General features: G+C 52.2%; 16 protein-coding genes. 7 read left to right on the forward strand and 9 right to left on the reverse strand.

Annotated elements, in window-relative coordinates; all coding sequences use genetic code 11:
• Window positions 1-49 precede the first annotated feature (49 nt).
• The 8 genes from LDL70_RS01390 to LDL70_RS01425 all read right to left on the reverse strand — a co-directional run bounded on the left by LDL70_RS01390 (window position 50) and on the right by LDL70_RS01425 (window position 9,007).
• Window positions 50-1,447, reverse strand: coding sequence for a sodium:alanine symporter family protein (locus tag LDL70_RS01390; RefSeq protein ID WP_075654178.1), 1,398 nt, complete (start codon window positions 1,445-1,447; stop codon window positions 50-52).
• Between the two features lie 231 nt (window positions 1,448-1,678).
• Window positions 1,679-2,503, reverse strand: coding sequence for a bifunctional allantoicase/(S)-ureidoglycine aminohydrolase (locus tag LDL70_RS01395; protein WP_225686200.1), 825 nt, complete (start codon window positions 2,501-2,503; stop codon window positions 1,679-1,681).
• A 159-nt stretch (window positions 2,504-2,662) separates the two neighbouring features.
• Complete coding sequence (locus LDL70_RS01400) at window positions 2,663-3,379, reverse strand: glycerophosphodiester phosphodiesterase family protein (RefSeq protein WP_225686202.1); 717 nt, start codon at window positions 3,377-3,379, stop codon at window positions 2,663-2,665.
• Window positions 3,380-3,393: 14 nt separating this feature from the next.
• Window positions 3,394-4,269, reverse strand: a complete 876-nt coding sequence (locus LDL70_RS01405; protein ID WP_225686204.1) for an ABC transporter permease — start codon at window positions 4,267-4,269, stop codon at window positions 3,394-3,396.
• A gap of 12 nt (window positions 4,270-4,281) precedes the next feature.
• Window positions 4,282-5,211: an ABC transporter permease gene (locus LDL70_RS01410; RefSeq protein ID WP_075654182.1), complete on the reverse strand. Its 930-nt coding sequence runs from the start codon at window positions 5,209-5,211 to the stop codon at window positions 4,282-4,284.
• 12 nt (window positions 5,212-5,223) lie between these two features.
• The gene (locus tag LDL70_RS01415) at window positions 5,224-6,243 is read right to left on the reverse strand and encodes an ABC transporter ATP-binding protein (RefSeq protein WP_225686212.1); all 1,020 of its coding nucleotides are present in this window, start codon (window positions 6,241-6,243) and stop codon (window positions 5,224-5,226) included.
• Window positions 6,240-7,274, reverse strand: a complete 1,035-nt coding sequence (locus tag LDL70_RS01420; protein ID WP_225688303.1) for an ABC transporter ATP-binding protein — start codon at window positions 7,272-7,274, stop codon at window positions 6,240-6,242. The genes LDL70_RS01415 and LDL70_RS01420 overlap by 4 nt, the downstream gene beginning before the upstream one ends.
• Before the next feature lie 98 nt (window positions 7,275-7,372).
• Window positions 7,373-9,007, reverse strand: a complete 1,635-nt coding sequence (locus LDL70_RS01425) for an ABC transporter substrate-binding protein (protein WP_225686214.1) — start codon at window positions 9,005-9,007, stop codon at window positions 7,373-7,375.
• Between the two features lie 382 nt (window positions 9,008-9,389).
• On the opposite strand from LDL70_RS01425, the gene LDL70_RS01430 reads away from it, so the two are divergent.
• The 6 genes from LDL70_RS01430 to LDL70_RS01455 all read left to right on the forward strand — a co-directional run bounded on the left by LDL70_RS01430 (window position 9,390) and on the right by LDL70_RS01455 (window position 15,601).
• On the forward strand, window positions 9,390-10,208 hold the full coding sequence (locus LDL70_RS01430) for a sugar phosphate isomerase/epimerase (protein ID WP_213599778.1): 819 nt from the start codon (window positions 9,390-9,392) through the stop codon (window positions 10,206-10,208).
• A gap of 80 nt (window positions 10,209-10,288) precedes the next feature.
• Window positions 10,289-11,212: a hypothetical protein gene (locus LDL70_RS01435; RefSeq protein ID WP_225686216.1), complete on the forward strand. Its 924-nt coding sequence runs from the start codon at window positions 10,289-10,291 to the stop codon at window positions 11,210-11,212.
• Window positions 11,213-11,367: 155 nt separating this feature from the next.
• Window positions 11,368-12,183, forward strand: a complete 816-nt coding sequence (locus tag LDL70_RS01440) for a hypothetical protein (RefSeq protein ID WP_022710843.1) — start codon at window positions 11,368-11,370, stop codon at window positions 12,181-12,183.
• A gap of 258 nt (window positions 12,184-12,441) precedes the next feature.
• A complete protein-coding gene (locus LDL70_RS01445; RefSeq protein ID WP_022710844.1) occupies window positions 12,442-13,140 on the forward strand; it encodes a response regulator transcription factor in 699 nt (232 codons plus the stop codon).
• The gene (locus tag LDL70_RS01450) at window positions 13,137-14,327 is read left to right on the forward strand and encodes an ATP-binding protein (RefSeq protein ID WP_225686218.1); all 1,191 of its coding nucleotides are present in this window, start codon (window positions 13,137-13,139) and stop codon (window positions 14,325-14,327) included. The genes LDL70_RS01445 and LDL70_RS01450 overlap by 4 nt, the downstream gene beginning before the upstream one ends.
• A 488-nt stretch (window positions 14,328-14,815) precedes the next feature.
• On the forward strand, window positions 14,816-15,601 hold the full coding sequence (locus tag LDL70_RS01455; RefSeq protein ID WP_225686226.1) for a phosphatase PAP2 family protein: 786 nt from the start codon (window positions 14,816-14,818) through the stop codon (window positions 15,599-15,601).
• Between the two features lie 10 nt (window positions 15,602-15,611).
• Here LDL70_RS01455 and LDL70_RS01460 read toward each other — a convergent pair whose 3' ends face one another.
• Window positions 15,612-16,601: an AraC family transcriptional regulator gene (locus tag LDL70_RS01460; protein ID WP_225686234.1), complete on the reverse strand. Its 990-nt coding sequence runs from the start codon at window positions 16,599-16,601 to the stop codon at window positions 15,612-15,614.
• Between the two features lie 140 nt (window positions 16,602-16,741).
• On the opposite strand from LDL70_RS01460, the gene LDL70_RS01465 reads away from it, so the two are divergent.
• Window positions 16,742-17,926: an acetyl-CoA C-acyltransferase gene (locus LDL70_RS01465; RefSeq protein ID WP_225688305.1), complete on the forward strand. Its 1,185-nt coding sequence runs from the start codon at window positions 16,742-16,744 to the stop codon at window positions 17,924-17,926.
• Window position 17,927 lies beyond the last annotated feature (1 nt).

The raw sequence follows: 17,927 nt of genomic DNA on the forward strand, positions 1-17,927 counted from the left end.
TACAAAACAGGCCGCTTCATTTCTGAAGCGGCCTGTTTTAGTTTGGTGGTTATTTCCAGATTTCGCCGTCCACTTTGCCCTTCAGCTCCGGATAATCCTTGAGCGTGAAATGCGGTGTGCCAAGCTTCTGCTGATCGAAATAATCCTTGGTCACTTTGACAACCGTGCCGGAGAGCAGCGCAATGGCGATCAGGTTGATGGTTGCCATCAGACCCATGGCTGCATCGGCAGCATTGAACACGGTGAGGATGCTTTCATAGGCACCCCAGACCACCATCAGCAATGTGGAACAACGCAACAATGTGAGCCAGAGATGTCTGCCCGCACCCAGATAAATCATGGCATTTTCCGCATAAGCGTAATTACCGATGATCGAGGTGAAGGCGAAGAAGAAGATCGCAATACTGATAAAGTAGCTACCGAACCAGCCGATATGTGCGGTCATGGCTTCCTGTGTCAGCAGCGTGCCGGTGAGGCCGGAGCCCGGAACCAGCTTATGCGACAACAGGATCATAATCGCGGTTGCCGAGCAGATCAGAATTGTATCAATGAAAACGCCCAGCGCCTGCACAAAACCCTGCGAGGAAGGGTGGTGCGGATTTGGTGTGGCGGAAGCCGCAATATTCGGCGCAGAACCCATACCGGCTTCATTGGAGAACAGCCCGCGTTTCACACCATTCATCAGAGCGCCGGTGATGCCGCCTGCCGCTGCTTCAATGCCGAAAGCGCTTTTAACAATCAGGGCAAATAATGCAGGAACTTCAGTAATATTGGCAAGCAGCACATAGACGGCAACGCCCAGATAAATTGCCGCCATAAATGGCACAACCAGTTCAGCCACGCGGGCGATCTGACGGATACCGCCGAAAATGACAATACCGGCCAAAGCTGCAATGACGAGGCCGACCAGAACTTTAGAGAAGCCGAAAGAGCCGTTCATCGCATCGGCAATGGCATTGGCCTGTACGGCGTTAAAAACAAGGCCGAATGCGATAATCAGACAGACGGAAAAAATCGCCGCTGCCCACGGGGCTTTCAGACCTTTGGAAATATAGAAGGCAGGGCCGCCGCGAAACTGGCCGTCATTATCGCGGGTTTTATAAAGCTGTGCCAGCGTGCTTTCGGAATAGGCTGTGGCCATGCCGACAAAAGCGACGATCCACATCCAGAAAATTGCGCCGGCGCCACCGAGATAAAGCGCGACTGCCACACCGGCAATATTGCCGGTGCCGACGCGTGAGGCGAGGCTGGTACACAGTGCCTGAAACGGGGTAATCCCGCTGTCATCGCGCTTTGGCGCACGCATGACCGAGCGGAAAAACTCAGGAAAATGGAAGATCTGAAGGAAGCCCAACCGAACCGAGAAATAAATCCCGACAGCGAGCAATCCGTAAATCAGCACATAATCCCAGAGGATCATGTTTATAAAGCTAATAATTGTATTCATCGGTATGACGCGCTCCGCTGCACCTTCGGGTGAGGTGAATATGTCGTTTTTATGATAATTATGATCTGATAAATTGGTTTTAGCTTATATTCACAGCGAATGCATGATTTTTTAAATCAGTGTGGAAATGCGCAATTTTACGGATTTAATTTTGGTTTTTCAAAAAGATACAGCCGCTCGGTCTGTGTAAAACCGGCGGCTGTTATAAAAAATATTATTGCTGATCCGGCGTCAGAGCTTCAGCTTTACGTGACGATTCACGTCCTTATAGAGCAGATAACGGAACTTTCCGGGGCCGCCGGCATAGCAAGCCTGCGGGCAGAAAGCGCGCAGCCACATATAGTCACCGGCTTCCACCTCCACCCAGTCCTGATTGAGACGGTAGACTGCCTTGCCTTCCAGCACATAGAGGCCGTGTTCCATTACATGGGTCTCGGTAAACGGAATAATGGCACCTGGTTCAAAAGTGACAATATTGACATGCATGTCATGTCGCAAATCAGACGGATCAACAAAACGGGTGGTCGCCCATTTGCCGTCGGTGTCCGGCATGGCAACCGGCTCGACTTCGGATTCATGCTTGAAAAAGGCTTCCGGAACGTCCAGCCCGTTTACATATTCATAGCTCTTTCTGATCCAGTGGAAACGCGCCGGTGCATCGCTTTGATTGCGCACAGTCCAGAGGCTTTTCGGAGGCAGAAACGCATAGCTGCCTGCACGCATGGCATGGTCTTTGCCGTCAAGCGTAATGACAATATTGCCCTCAACCACAAAAATACCGGCTTCGGCATCCGGATCAGGTTCAGGCTTGTCACTGCCGCCCTGCGGTTCCAGTTCCACAATATATTGCGCAAAACTCTCGGCAAAACCGGAGAGCGGACGGGAGAGTATCCAGACGCGGGTTTTATCCCAGAATGGCAGGCAGGATGTAACAATATCCATCATTACGCCTTTTGGGATAACCGCATAGGCTTCGGTGAATACGGCACGATCGCTCAGCAATTGCGTCTGCATCGGTGCGCCGCCCTTGGGGGCGTAATAAGTGCGCTCAGTCATAATCTCTCCCGTTATTTTTACCCTCAGTGCGCAGTCAGGCCGGTTTTCGGTGTTTCTGCAAGAGGGATAAGGGGATTATCATTAAAAAAGATAAATTGTCGACAATATTGTATATAATAATCCCGTTTATCTTTTCGATAAACGGGATACAGAACATCATTATGCAAGATCAGGCCGGTCTGTGGTGATCTGACGGATTGCTGTGTTCTTCCAGAATTCCAGCTCCGGCTCGGTATTCGGTACCCACACGCCCAGACGTTCCGGTGCAATCCGATCGGTAATTGCATCCCAGCTATGGGCAAGCAGGGCTTTTTCAACGGCCAGAATATCGGCATGGCTGTCGAAATAGTCGAGCGCTTCCTGTAATCCGCCGAGAATAGTGGCGCTGAAAACATTGAGCGAGGCGAGGCGGCGCATTTCCGGTGCAATATCTTTTACTTGCTCTAATACCCGACGGGTAAAGCCGGTGAGAATGCATTGGTCTTCCATGCCCTGTGCGCGGATAATCTGCACAGCCGCATCAGTCAGACCGTCATAGAGATCGCCATTGACGCGGTTCTTCAGTTCCACATGCAATTCCATGCCGGTCGGTTTGAAGATTTCCAGAACCTCTTCAAACAACGGAATATGCTCATCCATACTTTCACGTAAAATCGTGTTCTTACGTGCCTGTTTGGAAAGTTCCGCGACATCGCCGACGCCATGGGTGGTGCGCTCCAAAGTCGGATCATGCAGCACAACCACTTCACCGGCATTGGTCAGATGCAGATCAAATTCCACACCGGCAATATTGAGATCAGCGGTTTTGCGAAAACCGGAGAGTGAATTTTCAGGCCAGAGATTACGCGCGCCGCGATGGCCGATAATACGTGTCATGATTGATCTTTCTGTTATCGAATGGTCGGGTCGAGCTTGTCGCGCAGCCAGTCACCAAGGATCGAAATTGACAATGTGGTGAACATGATCACAAAGGCTGGTGTCAGCATGATCCACGGCGCGGTGGTCAGATATTCACGGCCGTAGCCGACCATATTGCCGAGGCTGGATTTTGGTGGCTGCACGCCGAGACCTAAGAAGGACAGGCTGCTTTCCAGCAGAATGATTTCGGGGAAAGTCAGGGTCATGGAGACGATCAGTGTCGAGGCAATATTCGGCAGAATATGGCGCAGATAGACCCATGATTGTTTGGCGCCAAGCTGTGTGACTGCGGCGGCATAGCCTTGTGAACTCGCGGAAATAGCCAGACCACGGGCGATACGCGCATAGCGCTCCCAGCCGTAAAGCCCCATCAGGCAAACCAGCAGCACCATGGAATTGCCAAAGAAAGCCAGCACCGACAAAGCGAGGATCAGGAATGGCAATGCCGCCTGAAAATCTGCCAGTGTCAGCACCACCTGCTCCACAGTCTTGCGGAAATTAGCAGCAAGAAAGCCGACTGTGGTGCCGAGCAGGGTGGAAATAATCGTGGCACCAAAAGCAATCAGCAGGGAGACACGGATGGATTCAATCAGGCGGGAGAGCACATCACGCCCGACCTCATCCGTACCGAGCCAGTGTTGCGGGTGACCTGGCATCACAAGGCGGCTTTTGAGATCCATTGCCGTAATGCTGTAAGGGCGGATCCAGTCAGCCGTGATAGCGATGATGATCATCGCGGCAAACCAGATCAGCGACAGTATCACCAGCAGCGGGATGCGTTTCTTTTTGCGTTGATGGACATTGACCACGGGAACGGCGGTACTGTCACTGATTGAGAGTTCAGACATCAGCCGGTTCCTTTACGCTTTGGCCTGATTATCGCGCAGGCGCGGATCGAGAAAACCATAGAGCAGGTCAACAACGAAGTTTGACAGCACCATGGTGGAGGCAATCAGCAGCAGGATGCACTGCACTACTGCGAGATCACGATTGGAAACGGCAACCACCAGCAGGCGCCCGACACCCGGCCATGAGAACAGGGATTCAATCACCACTGCGCCAGCAACGAGTGAGCCGACCATGAAGCCGACCAGTGTCACAATGGGGATAGCTGCATTGGGCAATGCGTGATTGCGGATGACATCGCCCCAGCGCACACCTTTGGCGCTGGCGGTGCGGATATAGGGTTGGCCGAGAATTTCTATCATCGCACTGCGGGCAAAACGGGCGAGAATGGCGGCACCGGCAATGCTCATTGTCAGCACCGGCAGAATGGCATGCATCCATGTATCACTGCCGCCGGATGGCAGCCATTTCAGTGTCACGGAGAAGATCAGCACCAGCACCAGACCGAGCACGAAATTCGGCAGGGTAAAGCCGATAATGGCGGTCATCATCACCAGCCGGTCGATAATGCTGTCGCGATGGAGTGCCGCATAAACACCGGCAGGAATGCCGATGGCCAGATTGAGCAGCAAGGTCGGAATGGTCAGCATCAGCGTGGCCGGAATACGCTCGGCAACCAGATCAATCGCTTTCTGGCCGTCACGCATGGAGACACCGAGATCGCCCTGAAAAATAGCACCGAAATAGCTGAAATATTGAACAAGGATCGGCTGATCCAGCCCCCATGCCTTACGGAAAGCTTCAATCGCCTGCGGCGGTGCATCGGGGCCGAGAATGATCTGTGCCGGGTCGCCGGACATGCGCAGTACAATAAAGGCAAAGGTCACAACCAGCATGACCGTAATAAAAGCCCGCAACAGACGGGTGAGGAAAAAGGAAATCATCAGTCTGTCCTGTTATCCGGCTAATGCTACGGGTTGCGATGCACCGTCATAAAGATGGCTTGTTTGCCCCTTGTCATACAAATGACAGGCAACACTATGCTCATTGCCGGTGTGCAAGGTTTCCGGCACATCGGTGCGGCAGCGCTCCGAGGCAAAACGGCAGCGCGGATGAAAGGCGCAGCCGCTTGGTCTGGCTGCCGGATTTGGCGGTTCGCCCTGCAGGATAATGCGATTGCTCAATAAAGTTCCGGGCACGGGAATGCTGGAAACCAGAGCCTGCGTATAAGGATGCTGGGGTGCCTGAAAAATCACATCGGACGGTGCTTCTTCAACGATCCGTCCCAGATACATCACGGCCACGCGGTCACTGATATTGCGCACCACTTTCAGATCATGGCTGATAAACACCATGGCAATACCGTTTTTCTCCTGCAGATCGCGCAGCAGATTGACCACCTGCGCCTGAATGGAGACATCCAGTGCAGAGACGGCTTCGTCGCAAACCAGCAGTTCGGGATTACAGGCAATGGCACGGGCAATCACTACACGTTGGCGCTGCCCACCGGAAAGCTCGTGGGGAAAGCGCGCTGCATGGTGCGGCATCAGGCCAACGGACTGCATCAGCTCTTTCACCCGTGCTGCACGGCTTTCTTTGTTGCCAATACCGTGGATCAGCAGCGGTTCTTCAATCTGTGTGGCAATAGTCAGGCGGCGGTCGAGGGCAGCCAGCGGGTCCTGATAGACAAGCTGCATGCGTTTGCGCAAAGCCCGCCATTCATTGGTGCGTGCAGGCGGCAGAACCTCACCGTCAAAATGCACTTCACCGGTACTCGGACGCTCCAGCCCCAGCAGCAGGCGACCGGTGGTGGATTTGCCGGAGCCGCTTTCGCCGACAATACCCAGTGTTTTGCCTTTTTGTATGGACAGGCTCACCGCATCAACGGCTTTGACTTCTGTGGGCTTGGCAAACAATCCGCGCTTTGAGGTATAGATTTTGCTTAGGTTTTTGGCTTCGAGCAGCGGTTTGTTCATGACAGCACCTGCTGCTGTGTTGCTGACGCAGGGGCAATGAATGCAGCCGGTACGACCGGTGCGGCAGGAATAACAGTGTCGCGTATTTCGACCGGGCGGAAACAGGCGACATAACGATCATCCTGATTGCCGGTCAAAGGCGGCAGATCGCTTTTGCAACGATTTTCCGCACGGTTGCAGCGCGGAGAAAAAGCACAGCCTTTCGGCAGTTTTCCCGGTTCCGGCACAGTACCTTCAATCGGAACAAGACGTTCACGCCCGCCGTCAATGCGCGGGATCGCATCAAACAGCCCGCGTGTATAGGGATGGCGCGGTTGTGCAAACAGCGCCTCTGTCGAGCTTTTCTCGATCATGCGTCCGGCATACATCACGCAGACGCGTTCGCAGATTTGCGAAACAGCACCCAGATCATGGCTGATAAACACAATCGCCATGCCGGTTTCCTGACGGATACGGGCAAGCAGGTCGAGCACCTGCGCCTGAATAGTGGCGTCCAGCGCCGTGGTTGGCTCATCGGCAATCAGCAAATCCGGCTCACCGGCAAGTGCCATGGCGATCATCAGGCGCTGGTTCTGTCCGCCGGAAAACTCATGGGGAAAATTATCAAGGCGACGGGCAGCATCGGGGATGCCAACCAGTTCCAGCAGGCGCAGCGCTTCTTTGCGCGCAGCCGCACCGGAAATACCGCGATGGAGTTTCACCGCTTCTTCGATTTGCTTGCCGATACGGATTACCGGATTGAGTGAAGAAGACGGATCCTGAAAAATCATGGCAATGCGGGCACCGCGCACAGATTCCAGCTTGCGTCGTGGTGCGCCTACAAGATTGGCACCATCAATGATGACCGAGCCGGAGACGGTGGCTTTTTTCGGCAGCAACCCGAGTGCGGCGAGCCATGTCACGGATTTCCCGCAACCGGATTCTCCGACCAGCCCGACGGCTTCGCCTTTTTCGATTTTCAGATTGATACCGTGCAAAACCTGCACGCCGTCAAAAGCCACTTTCAGATCGGCGATCTCGACCAAAGCCATCGACGCGCTCCTGTCATAAATAACGGCATCAAATGCCGAAGCAGAGAATGAAACAAAAAAAGCCATGCGGATGGTGACACCCGCATGGCTCACAGGGCTTAGCCCCAGTTGTTTTTACGGAATTCCATGGCGAAGGCCGGTGCGGCTTTCCACTTCACGGATTTACGTTTGGCGGTGAAAGTCGCGTTCTGATGCAGCAGCGTATAGGCCGGATCTTCACGCTCGCAGATTTCCAGCATCCGCTTGAAGGCTTCACGGCGTTTGCCCTGATCCATGCTGGTTTCAAGGAAACCGGACAGTTCGTTCATTTCCTTATTGGTCCATTCGCCGACCTGCTGCTGCTGGCCGTTCGGGCCATGCTGGCTGACAATGGAAGAAACCGGATCATTGAACGGCGCAGAGTTTGACCAGTCACGCACCGCACGGGTCGGGGTCTGTTCCAGTACCTGCTGCCAGTTTTCCTTCATCTCGATCTCAACATTGAGACCGGCCTGCTGCCACATCTCCACCAGAATCTGACCGGTTGCGGTCTGGTTGGTGTAGTAATTGTTGAGCAGGCGGTAAGGGATCGGATCGCCTTTATAACCGGCTTCTTTGAGCAGCTGGCGGGCGAGGTCCGGATTATATTCCGGCACAGTCCAGTCCTTGATGAACATGTCATCATAATAGGCCCATTGCAGACCGGCCGGAATTTCTGTGCGGCCTGCCCAGAGGCTGTCGACGATAGCCTGACGGTCAATCGCATGGGTGAAGGCGCGGCGGATCAGCGGATTGGCAAGCTGCGGATGGTTCTTGTCAAACACGGTCAGACGATGATTGAGCACCGCGCCGCCGAGCACTTCGAATTCCGGATTTTTCTCGATGGTTTCGATCTGATCCGGCGGGATATCGCAGGCGAAATCATATTCACCGGAGAGCAGGCCATTGACGCGGGAAGCGACTTCCGGCACTTCGACAAAGCGGATGCTTTTCAGCGGCGGACGTCCACCCCAATAGTCGTCATGGGCTTCAAGCTGCAGATAATTATCCGGTTTGAATTCAACGATCTTATAAGGGCCGGTGGTCACAGGCTTGCGTGCCCAGTCCAGATAGCTGCTGGCTTCTTCAAAAGCGCGGCGGTTCATAATCTGGCTGCCGTAACGGGAAATACGGCCTTCCAGTGTAATATCCGGTGTACCGTTTTTGAAGCGCACAGTATATTTATCAACGATCTCAACGCCGAGCAGCGACGGGAAATTGCGGCGCGCTGTGGCTGGCACTTCCGGCGGCAGTTCTTTGCTCTCATGGTTGGTCGGGTTCATTTCCAGAACGCGCAGGGTTTCGCCGGTATTCGGTTTGGTGTCACCGAACATACGATCTGTGCTGAAAGTGAAGGCCACATCTTCGGCGGTCATTTCATCGCCGTTGTGGAATTTCACGCCTTGGCGCAGTTTCAGTTCAACAGTCTGATCGTCAATACGTTTCCACTCGGTCGCCAGTGCCGGTGCACGAACGAGATTATTCATATAATCAAGACCGATCAGCGCTTCCCACAATTGCGAGAAGAAAACGCGTTCGCCCACATTGGACTGTTCGCGCAATACATCAAGCGTATTGGAATTGGATACTTTTTGCACCGCAATGGTGATGGAAGGACGGTCATTGCTCTGCGCAATAGCAAAGCGTGGCAGGGTCAGAGAGGCTGCGCCGAAGCCGATCAGGCCGAGTGCATTACGCCGGTTAATCGAAACCATCAAAGGTCTCCCGTTGTTGACAGAAATGTCATGCCGTCCGGCCGTTAAAAGCAGGGGTGAAAACCGTGCCGGCATGGGCTGGCAGCGGAATAGGCTCTCTGTATGACAAGGGTATAAATCTGATTTTATCTTTTCATGACGTTCTGTTGACGGTGGGTTTTTGTGTTGCAACAGTATGAATTATTTATGAAATTTTGAATTTTGAGCAATTTTGCACAAGGCTGTAAAATGCCTGACATATAATACAGGCAAGAGCGCGCCCATGCGGTTGGCGGCAGAGTTGCCGCACCGCTCTGACGATGCATATTATGGAATTGTGCATTGCGTTTTGGCGCCATCCTTCAACGAGTGTGGCTATCTGATTATTATCGAGGACGAGACAATGTCTGAACTGCCGATTATTGGTGCTGCCCTGCTGGTTGAGGAAATGCCGGTTCATCGTGACTGGTATCTGGAAAAGCCGCGTGATCTGGAAATCCAGAGCTTTATCAATGCTGATGTTTTGATCGGCGACTGGAAGCCGATGGCTGAAGAAATCAAGAAACAGCTGGATGGGCATCAGGGGCGTCTGGGCATTCACGGCCCGTTCTGGGGCTTCACCATTGATACACCGGATCCGGATGTGCGTACCGTTGTGCAGAAGCGTCTTGATCAGGCGCTGGATGTTTGTGAATTCCTCGGCGCGGATCAGGTTGTGATCCACAGCCCGTTCACCACATGGTCGTATAACCATCTGGATGACGGTTTTAAAGGCCGTGAAGAAATCACAGAAAACACCCATCTCACTCTGGCACCGGCTATTCGCCGTGCAGAAAATATGGGCGTGACTTTTGTTATCGAGAATATTGAAGATATCAATCCGTTTGAGCGCCTGAAACTGGCTGACAGCTTCAATTCATCTGCCGTAGCGGTCTCTATTGATACCGGTCATGCGCATTATGCGCATGGCAATACCGGTGCGGCACCGGTTGATCATTTCGTTCATGCCGCAGCCAACCGTTTGCAGCATGTGCATTTGCAGGATGCGGATGGTTATGCAGACCGCCACTGGGCAACCGGTGACGGCACAGTCAACTGGAAAGCTGTCTTTGCAGCACTCAAGCAATATGACAGCAATCCGCGCCTGATTTTGGAAATGCGCGACCATAATGACATTAAAAAATCGATGAAATATCTGGAAGCTGTCGGTCTCGGACAGTAAACCGTTCGCAGCCGAAAAGAATTGTTGTTGCGTCCTGCCGGTGTTACACCGGCGGGATGTTGCATTTTGAGGAGCCTGTTATGTCTGTTTTGCGTCCGGTTTTGTCTGCCTGCCTTTTGTCTGTTTTATGGACAGGTACAGTGCTTGCACAGCAAAATCCGGAAGAACCGCAGAAGCAGGAACAGGTTAAGGCAGAGGGCCCTTGCGCGGCTATTTTCGCTGAGGCGGATTTGTCTTCACTTCTGGACGGCGCTGAAATTACCTATCGTGCAGATGGCTGCACACTCAGCAATGTCACCATCGATGCCGGAACCTATCAGAGCTGGTCAGCCGAAACCGTTGAAATCCGCAGTGCTCGGCTGGAAAAGGACGCTGAATACTGGCCGGAATGGGCTGAAATCTCTGTCAAGTCTGTCGGATACTGGCCGTCCAGTCTCCCTGCGATGCGTTATTTAAGCAAAATTCAGAAGAATGGTTTTGATCTGAAGCTGGCTTATCAATGGGATAAGGACAGTAAAATATTCCGCGTGAATGAAGCGCGTTTCTCCGGCCGGTATATTGGTGAAGTGCTGTCATCCGCGACGGTTGAGCTGTCTGAATTGCCGCGTTTTGATATTCTGGGGGCGCAAAGCTCGTTTCTGGAAACCATGAAAATTCGTGAGATTTCGACCGAGCTCGACGATCAGGGTTTCTTTGCAAATTATGTTATGACAACTATCGTCGGGATGATTGGTTATAATGATGATCCGGAACCGGAAGTTGAAAAATATCGCTCTATGGCGCTGGCTTTTGTTGCGGGATTGTCAGCCAATATGATTGATGCCGACGGCAAACAGGCACTCAGCCGTCTGATTGCTGATCTGCCGCATCCGCAATCTAAGGCCGCGATAAAGCTGGTTTTTGATCCGGCTTTTTCTGTGTCCCAATCCGATAGCTCGCCGCTGGCTGTGCTGGCTGCGTTCCAGAAAAATCTGAAAATCAGGGCCGTTTATGCCGGCAAATAAGGCTTTGGAGCATTTTTCTGAGCGGGTTTGACCGGACCTGCACAAATTTTTTTACGCGGGCTTGCGTTTTGTGAAACGGTTTCCGGTGGTCTCTGTGTCTGGTTTTCGTTATAGCGGAAAAAACATTTCGTATCAGGCATCAGGACATTATTCATATGCAGGCTCTTGAACAGGCGTTTCCGCGCCGCGCAATTCAGATCAAAAATTCCGGCTTTTCCGGCGGTATTATTCTCTCTTTTGCGATGATTGTCTGTATGGCGCTTGGTGCGTTTCTGCTCTGGTACCAAGGGCCGGGTATTCTGCGCGACTATAAAATCAGCCAGAATCCGGTCGTGGATGAGAATGCCAGCTTGCGCAAAGGCGAGTGCAAAACCCGCCAGCTGATTATGACCGATTGTAAAGCTGATATTGTTTTCAAGGACAGCGCGGGTCAATCTGTTCAGGAGAGCGTCAGCTTCATGTTTTTTGACATGAACCGCTCCGGCTATGATGTGGAAATCGTTCGCTCCGGTGATGATCCGTCACTGGTGACACTGGATCTGGGCATCGAAAAACTCTGGGATCGCATTTTCACGCTCGGTGTTTTCACTGTGCTGCTGATCGGTGGCGCGATTGCTGTGATTGTGGCCATGTTCAGAACGCGTGGTCTGAATAAGAAAATCCGCAAACCACTGCCTCTTAAACCCGTTGCTGTCACCGTGACCGGTATTCAGTCGAATTATGGTATGCGTAATGTGTTTTACAGCTACCTGAATGAAGCGGGTAAAAAGAAGAAGCGTGCCAGCCGTTTTAAGAAGAAAGAAGAGCCGTTTTATCTGAGCGTTGCAGCCGGAAATAAGAAGAATGAAACACCCGCGCTCGCTGTGCTGCCACAGGGATGTGACGTGCCGGTGCTGCTGGATGCAGATCTGAACCGGCTTGATCTGACGGCGGATGAAAAACAGGCTATCGAGAACGCATTGACAGTCTGACTGTAATAATGTGCAGAGAACTTGTTCTTTTGAACAGGTTCTCTTTTAATGGCGGAAATCGGACAATTTGTCGGGAAATAATGTTTACCGGCAATATGCAGGCACTTTATTAGGAATGCGCCTTTTGATGCTTGGCGTGACGCACACAAAATCTTGACATTCAGCTTATACTGGCAATTGTTTCCCTATGCAGGTGATGGTTGATATTGATTTGTCAAACTATATTGCCTTGTGCGAACCCGGTATAAAAGGTGCGGAATGCTTGACAAAGGCTTGATACTGATTGTTGAAGATGAACCGGCAATTGCCGGTATTCTCGAAGCTTACCTCATCCGTGACGGGTTCCGCACAGTCTGTGCTTCTGACGGCGAAATAGCATTGCGCCATCATGCCATGCTGTCGCCGGATCTGATCCTGCTGGATGTCAAAATGCCCAAATATGACGGTTTTGAAGTTCTGGCGCGCATCAGGCGGGAAAGCAATATTCCGGTAATTATGATCAGCGCGCTGGCAGAAGATCTGGATCGTCTTTCAGGTCTGCGCCTCGGTGCGGATGATTATGTGATTAAGCCGTTCAACCCGCAGGAAGTTGTGGCGCGGGTGAATGCCGTGTTGCGCCGCACCCGTAATAATGCGGCCAATGCAGCAATCCGCTTTGAGAATATTCTGGTTGATTTTGATGCCCATGCGGCTTTCACCGATACGGATGAGGAGCGGCAGCTGCTGCCGTTAACGCTGAGCGAGTTTCGCATTCTCGCCCATATGATCCGGCGTCCGACCCACGCATTTCCGCGCAATGATCTGCTGGATGCCTGCCTGCCGCAAAGTGATGCGCTGGTTCGTACCATTGATACGCATATTGCCAATCTGCGCCGCAAAATTGAAGCATCAGGCGGGCCGTCCGGTCTGTTTCCGGCGGTACGTGGTATTGGCTACCGTCTGGCAGAACCAAGATGAAATTATCCCGCCTGTCGCTGAGTACGGTTTCAGCTCTGGTCACTGCAGCGATGCTGATGCTCAGTTTTTCGATTATTTTCTTCGGTGTCATGTGGGTACAAGGCCTGTATGAGCAGCAATATCTGAGCCAGATCAGTGATAATGCCCGTCTCGCTTATGAGATGCTGGACAGGGGGGAGCTTCCGAAAGAGGCCGATTTTCTGGCTCTTGTCCAGCAACTGACGCCTTTATACGAAGATGCAGAGGCTGAGCTTTATCTTCTGGTGCTGAAATTCGGACTTGGGGCTGCGTTGATTTGCAGCCTCATCGGTTATTGGCTTGCCCGTAAATTCAGCAGCCCTTTGGAAAAGCTAACACGCGTAGTGAATAACCTGCGTGAAGGCGATTTTTCCGTCCGTGTTCCAGACACGGTTAAAGGCACAAGCGAAGTTGCGATGCTTATCGAGCGCTTCAATGCGTTGGCAGAAGAGCTGGAGAATATGGAGCGCCGTCTGCGCTTCAACACCATGGCGGTTGCTCACGAGTTGCGTACGCCTCTGACCATTGTTCAGGGCATATTGCAGGGAATGGCCGATAAGATTTTCCCGCGGGATGATGACCGGATTCAAGACCTGTTGATGCAGGTGGAAGGTTTGACCCGTCTGGTCAATGACCTGCGTACATTATCGCTTGCAGCCAGCCAGAAATTGGTGACCGAGCGCTGTAATACAGATATTGCACAGGCGGCCGAGCAGGTCTTGCAGGCTTCACGCTCATTGCTCGCCGAAGCGGGAATGGTGCTGGAAACCAATCTGAAACGAGCCATCATTCCGGCGGATAGTCAGCGTCTGCGGCAGGCCATGCTGGCGGTTCTGGAAAATGCCTGCCGTTATGCATCATCCGGCGGATATTTGCGCTGTGAAAGCGGATATCTGAATAAAGAAGAAGCCTTTCTGCGCATTATTGATCGCGGACCCGGCTTCGATCAGGAATTTTCCGGTCATACGATTGATGTGTTCTGGCGTGGCGAGCCGTCCCGTGCAAGAGCAACCGGCGGGTCAGGTCTGGGCTTGTCAATTGTCCGTGCAATCGTGACTGCCCATGGCGGCAGAGTGGAGCAGGCCAGTCTGGCTGAGGGCGGAGCTTCCGTGACCATGATTTTTCCGCGCAAACTGGCGGAGAATAAGCCGGACGGGACAGTGGCATAAATTCAGAATATCTGGATTTGTAATTCCGTAATACGGAGTAATATTTTATGCAATTGTCATAAAATACAGTTTTCATAGGTAAATTTTAAAAAAATAATATTGAATATATTGTTTGACGGTAAGTCTTAAACCGGATCACATCTTATTCCGGTTAAATCTTGACAATTCTGCTGCACATCAACGCGTGTAATAAATGTGAGCGAGAATTGTTGAGTGTCATACTATACGGGGCTTCAGTCAGAATTTCAGGATAAGAAGAACCTACCTGCCAAGTGGAAGCAGCGGTTACATGCGCTTGTGTCTTCTTCATTTCTTCCGCACAATCAAAAACGACCGCAAGCTATCAGACGGAATCTTTACAAAAGTGAATTTTTACTGACAGGCCAACATATGATGCTTGCCGGACGGAGTGTCGTCCCATGAGAAAGCTACCTCATGATTTACATTTATGTTTTGTTTTTATTGTATTTATTCGTGCGTGAATTTCTATGGGTATAAATAATAATCTGCCTGCACTGATACGCAGTTCTGCCGGTTCATTGCACGGCAATGTTTCTGCCATTCGTCATGGCAATTACAGACTTAACATACTGATAAGACTGGCAGTGATTGTCAGCTTTATCTTCATGGTGATACCGGTTATCGATATTACGGTTTCCGGCTGGTTTGCAGATCGTGCAGGCCAGTTTCCGCTACATGAAAACCGTTTCTTACTGACATTACGTGATCTGCACCGCACTTTGCCGGCGATCATTGTGCCTGCATTGCTTGCTTGTCTGATCTTGCAAGGTCTGTTTAACCGGCGCTGGCTGCCTGCACCGCATAAGCTGCTTTATATTCTGTCTGTCTATGCTATCGGTGCTGCAGCTATTGTTCATGGTTTGAAATATCTTGTCGGCCGTGCCCGTCCGAATGAAATTATGGAATTCGGCGGCAGTTCGTTTTTCAGTCCGGCATGGCAGATTGCCAAGAGCTGTCAGAGCAGTTGCTCATTTCCATCGGGTGAATCAGCGAGTGCTATGGCAATGCTTGCTATTCCGCTGGTATTAGGCGGAGCTAACCGAAGACCGTTGCTGATTGTGACCGGTTTTGCAGCTTTGGTTTTTTCACTGAACAGGGTTGTTATGGGCGCGCATTTTCTGTCGGATGTAACGCTGTCATGGCTGTTTGTCGCGATTACTATGGCGTGGTTCTGGCCTGTTTTTCAGCGCTATGGTGCCGGTATTGACCGCTTTGTTTTTAAAGCCGGTCAGCGTATCCGTAAGCGCGGATAAGAATTTCTGATTACAGTCGGGATGATCTGTATTGGGCGGGGCTGGTGCCGGTCCATTTTTTGAACGCACGGTGAAAGGCACTTGGCTCCGTATAGCCGAGTTCAGCTGCAATCAGGCCAACAGGTTTGTCTGTATTCTGCAACCAGCTCAGTGCATATTGGCGGCGTAGCTCCTCCTTGAGACTGCTATAGCTCATACCGTCTGCCCGCAGATGACGGCGTAATGTCGGCTCGGATATATGCAGGTGTTGCGCCGCCTGTGCAAAATCCGGCCAGCTGGCAGGCGGTGTTTCCCGCAGCAATTTGTGGATCGCTGAAGCACTGCCGCGATCATAGCGATAACGCAGCAGAATATTGGCCGGTGCCTGTGCCAGAAACTGCCTTAGGGCTGCTTTGCTGCGGTGGATTTTCAGCGACAACAGAGCAGGATCAAAGGCAAGGCTGGTCTCCTGTTGGAAAAAACGGACTTTGGTGCTGAAAAAATCCAGATAATCCGGCCTGTCCGGCGGAGGCGCACCACGAAAACCAATATCGTGGATAGGCAGGCGCCGTTTCACGAGCCAGCACAGCACACCGTAAAGAATGAGAAAAAAGGTACGGTAGGCAAAGGCAGGGCGTGCAGGGCTGACCTCGCGCAATACAATAACAGCCAGCCCATCGCGCAGGATCAATTCGCCCTTCGGCTCACCGATCAGCAAGGTAAAAAAGCGCAAAGAACGGCGGATGGCATGTTCGAGATTATCGCTGGAAAGTGCTGCGTGACAGAGCATGGCAAAGCTGCCAGGCGGCATCGGACGCTGGCCGAAGCGGAAAAACTCACACTGAATTTCCTCCGCAATCGCCAGCCAGAGGCGGCTGTAATGTGCGGCATCCAGTTTGAAATCCGGTTGTTGTAAGGCCTTGGCATCAATACCGGCGCCTGCCAGCACATCCGGTATTTTTGCAGGTGCATAGTGTTGCAAGGCTGTCAGTGCATCATCAACAAAGCCATGACCGATCATCGTCTCCTCCTGCTCCTGAATAACAAGATATGGCAAAACCGATCATAAAATAAAGTCCAAACTGTCATTCTTTGCCATAGATCTTAGGGCTAGGCTCGATGTTTCTTCATCTGAATATGCAACTCTGGGAGGGCGCGCAGATGGCAGATCCTGTGGTTATTGTCGGCATGGCACGCACACCTCTGGGCGCTTTTCAGGGTGCCTTTAGCACGGTGCCGGCGGCAGAACTTGGTGCAACAGCAATCAAAGCCGCGATTGAGCGGGCAGGGATTGCTGCACACGAGATTGATGAGACTTTGCTGGGTTGTGTGTTGTCTGCGGGGCAGGGGCAGGCACCGGCACGTCAAGCCGCGATTGCTGCCGCTATTCCTGTGGCATCAGGGGCTACGACGATCAATAAAATGTGTGGTTCCGGTATGAAGGCGGTGATGCTGGCACATGATATGCTGGCCGGTGGCAGTGCGGATATTATCGTGGCCGGTGGTATGGAGAGCATGACCAATGCGCCCTATCTTCTGGATAAAGCCCGTGGCGGCTATCGCATGGGGCATGGCAAAATCACGGATCATATGTTTCTCGACGGGCTGGAAGATGCCTATGAAAAAGGCCGTCTGATGGGCAGTTTTGCCGAGGATTGTGCCGAGGCCTTTCAGTTCAGCCGCACCGCGCAGGATGAGTTTGCACTACGCTCTTTAAAACGTGCGCAGACGGCACTGGAGCGCGGTTATTTCTCAAAGGAGATTGCGCCGGTTGTGACCGGAAACGGTAACTCCGCCCATCTGATTGATATGGATGAACAACCGGCCAAGGCACGACCGGAGAAAATTCCGTTTCTGCGCCCTGCCTTTCGTGAGGACGGAACGGTTACAGCAGCCAATTCCAGCTCTATTTCTGATGGTGCGGCGGCACTGGTACTGATGCGTCTTTCGCAGGCAGAAAAACGCGGGCTGACACCACTTGCCCGTATTGTTGCGCAAACATCCTATGCCCATGAGCCGCGCCTGTTTGCCACGGCGCCAATCGGTGCCATGCGCAAACTCTATGAGAAAACCGGCTGGACAGCGGATAATGTCGATCTTTTCGAGATCAATGAGGCCTTTGCTGTCGTGACAATGGCTGCAATGCAGGAGCTCAATCTGCCAGCGGAGAAAGTGAATATTCATGGCGGTGCCTGTGCGCTCGGTCATCCGATCGGTGCATCAGGCGCCCGTATTCTGGTGACATTACTGGCAGCTTTACAGACCCATGATTTGCAGCGCGGCATTGCCAGTATTTGTATCGGCGGCGGTGAGGCAACAGCCATAGGGGTGGAGCGTTTCACCTGAC

The organism is Pseudochrobactrum sp. XF203, assembly GCF_020341615.1.
Lineage (GTDB): Bacteria > Pseudomonadota > Alphaproteobacteria > Rhizobiales > Rhizobiaceae > Pseudochrobactrum > Pseudochrobactrum saccharolyticum.

Coding starts and splice junctions, on each gene's coding strand:
- LDL70_RS01390 (WP_075654178.1), bottom strand. CDS start 1,447: ATGAATACAATTATTAGCTTTATAAACATGATCCTCTGGGATTATGTG.
- LDL70_RS01395 (WP_225686200.1), bottom strand. CDS start 2,503: ATGACTGAGCGCACTTATTACGCCCCCAAGGGCGGCGCACCGATGCAG.
- LDL70_RS01400 (WP_225686202.1), bottom strand. CDS start 3,379: ATGACACGTATTATCGGCCATCGCGGCGCGCGTAATCTCTGGCCTGAA.
- LDL70_RS01405 (WP_225686204.1), bottom strand. CDS start 4,269: ATGTCTGAACTCTCAATCAGTGACAGTACCGCCGTTCCCGTGGTCAAT.
- LDL70_RS01410 (WP_075654182.1), bottom strand. CDS start 5,211: ATGATTTCCTTTTTCCTCACCCGTCTGTTGCGGGCTTTTATTACGGTC.
- LDL70_RS01415 (WP_225686212.1), bottom strand. CDS start 6,243: ATGAACAAACCGCTGCTCGAAGCCAAAAACCTAAGCAAAATCTATACC.
- LDL70_RS01420 (WP_225688303.1), bottom strand. CDS start 7,274: ATGGCTTTGGTCGAGATCGCCGATCTGAAAGTGGCTTTTGACGGCGTG.
- LDL70_RS01425 (WP_225686214.1), bottom strand. CDS start 9,007: ATGGTTTCGATTAACCGGCGTAATGCACTCGGCCTGATCGGCTTCGGC.
- LDL70_RS01430 (WP_213599778.1), top strand. CDS start 9,390: ATGTCTGAACTGCCGATTATTGGTGCTGCCCTGCTGGTTGAGGAAATG.
- LDL70_RS01435 (WP_225686216.1), top strand. CDS start 10,289: ATGTCTGTTTTGCGTCCGGTTTTGTCTGCCTGCCTTTTGTCTGTTTTA.
- LDL70_RS01440 (WP_022710843.1), top strand. CDS start 11,368: ATGCAGGCTCTTGAACAGGCGTTTCCGCGCCGCGCAATTCAGATCAAA.
- LDL70_RS01445 (WP_022710844.1), top strand. CDS start 12,442: ATGCTTGACAAAGGCTTGATACTGATTGTTGAAGATGAACCGGCAATT.
- LDL70_RS01450 (WP_225686218.1), top strand. CDS start 13,137: ATGAAATTATCCCGCCTGTCGCTGAGTACGGTTTCAGCTCTGGTCACT.
- LDL70_RS01455 (WP_225686226.1), top strand. CDS start 14,816: ATGGGTATAAATAATAATCTGCCTGCACTGATACGCAGTTCTGCCGGT.
- LDL70_RS01460 (WP_225686234.1), bottom strand. CDS start 16,601: ATGATCGGTCATGGCTTTGTTGATGATGCACTGACAGCCTTGCAACAC.
- LDL70_RS01465 (WP_225688305.1), top strand. CDS start 16,742: ATGGCAGATCCTGTGGTTATTGTCGGCATGGCACGCACACCTCTGGGC.